The following is a 4,234-nucleotide window of genomic DNA, read 5'->3' on the forward strand; positions in this document are numbered from 1 at the left end:
CCTGTCGGACGCCCATACGATGCTGATCTGGTCGGCCATCGTCGGCGTCGGCGGCGCCTTTGCCACGATGGCGTTCCGCGAGGGCATCGACCTGATGCAGCGGCTGATCTCGGGGCACAGCGGCAGCTTCGTGCAGATGGCGAAGAGCCTGCCGTGGTACCTGCGGTTCTGGATGCCGGCCGCGGGCGGCTTCCTCGCCGGCTGCGTGCTGCTGCTCGCGACGCGCGGCGACAAGGAGGCCGCCAAGACCGACTACATGGAATCGGTCGCCCTCGGCAACGGCGTCGTGCCGGTGCGGCAGAGCCTGTGGCGCAGCGTGTCGTCGCTGCTGACGATCGGCAGCGGCGGCTCGATCGGCCGCGAAGGCCCGATGGTGCAGCTCGCGGCGCTCGCCGCGTCACTGGTCGGCCGCTTCGCGCACTTCGATCCGCCGCGCCTGCGCCTGCTGGTCGCGTGCGGGGCGGCGGCCGGCATCACGTCCGCGTACAACGCGCCGATCGCCGGTGCCTTTTTCGTGTCGGAAATCGTGCTCGGCACGATCGCGATGGAGAGCTTCGGGCCGATGGTCGTCGCGTCGGTCGTCGCGAACATCGTGATGCGCGAATTCGCCGGCTACCGGCCGCCATACGAGATGCCGGTGTTTCCGGCCGTGACCGGCCCCGAGGTGCTGCCGTTCGTCGTGCTCGGCGCGCTGTGCGGCGTGCTCGCGCCGCAGTTCCTGCACCTGCTCGACGCGTCGAAGACGCAGTTCAAGCGGCTGCCGGTGCCGTTGCCCGTGCGGCTCGCACTCGGCGGCCTGGTCGTCGGCGTGATCTCGGTGTGGACTCCGGACGTGTGGGGCAACGGCTACAGCGTCGTGAACCACATCCTCCATTCGCCGTGGACCTGGCAGGCGCTCGTCGCGGTCCTCGTGTTCAAGGTGATCGCGACCGCCGCGACGGCCGGCTCGGGCGCGATCGGCGGCGTATTCACGCCGACGCTGTTCGTCGGCGCCGTGTTCGGCTCGCTGTTCGGGCTCGCGATGGACGCGCTGTGGCCCGGCCATACGTCCGCGTATTTCGCGTACGCGATCGTCGGGATGGGCGCGTTCATGGCGGGCGCCACGCAGGCGCCGCTGATGGCGATCCTGATGATCTTCGAGATGACGCTGAGCTACCAGGTCGTGCTGCCGCTGCTGGTGTCGTGCGTGTTCGCGTATTTCGTCGCGCGCGCGACCGGCACCACGTCGATGTATGAAATCACGCAGCACCACTACCAGGACGCGCAGGAGCGGCAGCGGCTGCGCACCACGCAGATGCGCGAGCTGATCCAGCCCGCGCAGACGGTCGTGCCGCTCACCGCGAGCGTCGCCGACATGACGCGCGTGTTTCTCGAATATCCGGTGAAGTATCTGTACGTGACCGACGACGCCGGGCGCTTTCGCGGCGCGGTCGCGTTGAAGGACATCACGTCCGACTTGCTCGACAAGCGCGACACGACCGACAAGACGGCCGCGCACTACGCGCACACGCCGTTTCCGCTGCTCACGCCCGACATGCCGCTCGCGACCGCGCTCCAGCGCTTCATGGCGTTCCAGGGCGAACGCCTGCCGGTAATCGAGAGCGAAGCCGAGCCGACGCTCGCGGGCGTGGTCTACAAGACGTCGCTGCTCGACGCGTACCGGCGGATGACCGGCGAACGCTGACGCGCGTCGCCGCACCACTCGCACCGCCCGCGCCGGTCAGTCCGGCGCACGCCCCAGCACGACCCGCGCGAAGAAGCCGCCGAGCACCGACTCGGCCACGTCGGCCGACACGTGCTGCGGATCGGCCGTGTAGTACGACTGCACGCCGTCGCACAGGCACATCAGCCCGAACGCGAGCGTATCGGCCGGCAGCAGCAGCGGCGTGCCCGAGCGCTCGGCGAAGCGCTGGATGAATTCGGCCATCTGCACGCGCTTGCCGTGCAGGAACTGGTTGAAGCGCACGCGGAATTTCGCGTCGCGCGCCGCCTGCAGCTTCGCCTCGCCCCACAGCAGCGAGTACTCGTCGTCGCGAAACAGCGTCCGGTAGTACGCGAGCGACATCGATTCCATCTGCTCGCGCGTGCCGCCCCCTTCGAAAATCGCGACGAAGTCGGCCTGCACCTCCTCGTGGTTGCGCTCCAGCAATTCCAGCAACAGGTCGGACTTGCTGCGGAAATTCGAGTAGAACGCGCCGCGCGTGTAGCCGGCGGCCGCCGCGATGTCCTCGACGCTCGCGGCCACATACCCTTTCTTCAGAAAAATGCGATGCGCGGCTTTCAGCAGACGTTCGCGCGTCTGGTCCCTGCTCTGCTCGCGAGTTAAGCGCTGTGGTTTCATGCCGCGCAGTCTAGCATCCCTTCCCTTTCAGATTCATCTTTGCATTCAGATACAGGTGTGTATTAGAATTCGCCACAGTTTCTGAAGATGTCGTTCATCTTTCCGTGTGCGCCGCTGCCGGCGCCGCTTGGGGCAAGCGCCCGCCGCGCTTGCCGGCTTCGTTCCGCTCCACCTCACCTGGGGGTTTCGTGAATCGCTCCGGTTCCCGCGCCGCGCTGCTGATCGGCGCCGCGCTCGTCCTTGCCGCCTGTCATCCGAAAGAATCCGCACCGCCCGCCCCGCGCCCCGTCGTCGCGCTGCCCGCGCGGGCCGACACCACCGCGGCCGCGCGCACGCTGCCCGGCGACATCCAGCCGCGCTATGCGACCCCGCTGTCGTTCCGCATCGCCGGCAAGATCATCGAGCGCCGGGTGCGGCTCGGCGATATGGTGAAAGTCGGCCAGGTCGTCGCGCTGCTCGATCCGTCCGACGTCGAGAAGAACGCCGCGAGTGCGCAGGCGCAATTCGATGCCGCGTCGCACAGCCTCGCGTTCGCGAAGCAGCAGCTCGATCGCGATCGTGCGCAGGCCCGCGAAAACCTGATCGCAACCGCGCAGCTCGAACAGACTCAGAACAGCTACACGTCGGCGCTCGCGCAGCGCGACCAGGCGCAGCAGCAGCTCGCGCTCGCGAAGAACCAGCTGCGCTACGCGACGCTGGTGGCCGATCATGCGGGCACCATCACCGCCGAACAGGCCGATACCGGCCAGAACGTGTCGGCCGGCCAGCCGGTCTACCAGCTCGCGTGGTCGGGCGACGTCGACGTGGTCAGCGACGTGCCCGAAGCCGCGCTCGCGTCGCTCGCGCCGGGCCACGCGGCCACCGTCACGCTGCCGTCGCTGCCGGGCCGACAATTCGCCGCGAAGGTGCGCGAAATCGCGCCGGCCGCCGATCCGCAAAGCCGCACCTACCGCGTGAAGCTCACGCTCGGCACGCCTGATCCGGCGATCCGGCTCGGCATGACCGCGGACGTCGCGTTCGACGGCGCGCCGGCCGCCGGCGACGCGCAGCCGATCACGCTGCCCGCGACCGCGCTGTTCCACGACGGCCCGCATCCGGCCGTTTGGATCGTGCGCACCAGGGACGACACGCTCGAGTTGCGCCGCGTCGACGTCGCGCGCTTCAACGAGCGCACCGTCACCGTGTCGCACGGGCTGCAGCCGGGCGAGCGCGTCGTGCTGCAGGGCGTGCATACGGTCAGCGCGGGCGAGAAGGTGCGCGCGATCGCGCCGCTGCATCCGGAGGACTTCGCATCGTGAGCGTCTCCCACGAAGAAGGCCGCTTCAACCTGTCCGCGTGGGCGCTGCGCCATCAGGCGCTGGTCGTCTACCTGATCGCGCTCGCGACGCTCGCGGGCATCCTCGCTTACACGCGGCTCGCACAATCCGAAGACCCGCCGTTCACGTTCCGCGTGATGGTGATCCGCACCTTCTGGCCCGGCGCGAGCGCGCGGCAGGTGCAGGAACAGGTGACCGACCGGATCGGCCGCAAGCTGCAGGAAACGCCTGCCATCGATTTCCTGCGCAGCTATTCGCGCCCCGGCGAATCGCTGATCTTCTTCACGATGAAGGATTCGGCGCCCGTGAAGGACGTGCCCGAAACCTGGTACCAGATCCGCAAGAAGGTGGGCGACATCGGCTATACGCTGCCGCCCGGCGTGCAGGGCCCGTTCTTCAACGACGAATTCGGCGACGTCTACACCAACATTCGTATAACTTCGTATAATGTATGCTATACGAAGTTATTACGACCATCGCCACACGCTCCATCACGGTGCTCCATGTCCACTGCTCCGACTCCCCCTCTCAGCCACGCCGCGTCGTCGATGCGCGGCCAGTTGAACGGCGTGCTGTT

4 protein-coding genes are annotated in these 4,234 nt (G+C 68.0%); 3 read left to right on the top strand and 1 reads right to left on the bottom strand.

Features of this window, described 5'->3' with window-relative positions:
* Position 1: 1 nt before the first annotated feature.
* Positions 2–1,684 (top strand): ClcB-like voltage-gated chloride channel protein, encoded by a 1,683-nt coding sequence (locus JMF90_RS26680; RefSeq protein ID WP_236598039.1) that lies wholly within the window; start codon positions 2–4, stop codon positions 1,682–1,684.
* A gap of 36 nt (positions 1,685–1,720) precedes the next feature.
* On the opposite strand, the gene JMF90_RS26685 is transcribed toward JMF90_RS26680, so the two are convergent.
* Positions 1,721–2,341: a TetR/AcrR family transcriptional regulator gene (locus JMF90_RS26685; RefSeq protein WP_006475958.1), complete on the bottom strand. Its 621-nt coding sequence runs from the start codon at positions 2,339–2,341 to the stop codon at positions 1,721–1,723.
* A gap of 188 nt (positions 2,342–2,529) precedes the next feature.
* Between JMF90_RS26685 and JMF90_RS26690 the strand changes: the two genes are divergently transcribed.
* Both JMF90_RS26690 and JMF90_RS26695 read left to right on the top strand, forming a co-directional pair.
* Positions 2,530–3,639 carry an efflux RND transporter periplasmic adaptor subunit gene (locus JMF90_RS26690; RefSeq protein WP_201316950.1) on the top strand — a complete coding sequence of 370 codons (1,110 nt, stop codon included), beginning with the start codon at positions 2,530–2,532 and terminating at the stop codon, positions 3,637–3,639.
* The coding region (locus tag JMF90_RS26695) for an efflux RND transporter permease subunit (protein ID WP_236598040.1) at positions 3,636–4,234 on the top strand (599 nt) is incomplete at its 3' end. The genes JMF90_RS26690 and JMF90_RS26695, both read left to right, overlap by 4 nt.

The organism is Burkholderia sp. E168m23 (genome assembly GCF_016586125.1).
Taxonomy (GTDB): Bacteria; Pseudomonadota; Gammaproteobacteria; order Burkholderiales; family Burkholderiaceae; genus Burkholderia; species Burkholderia orbicola.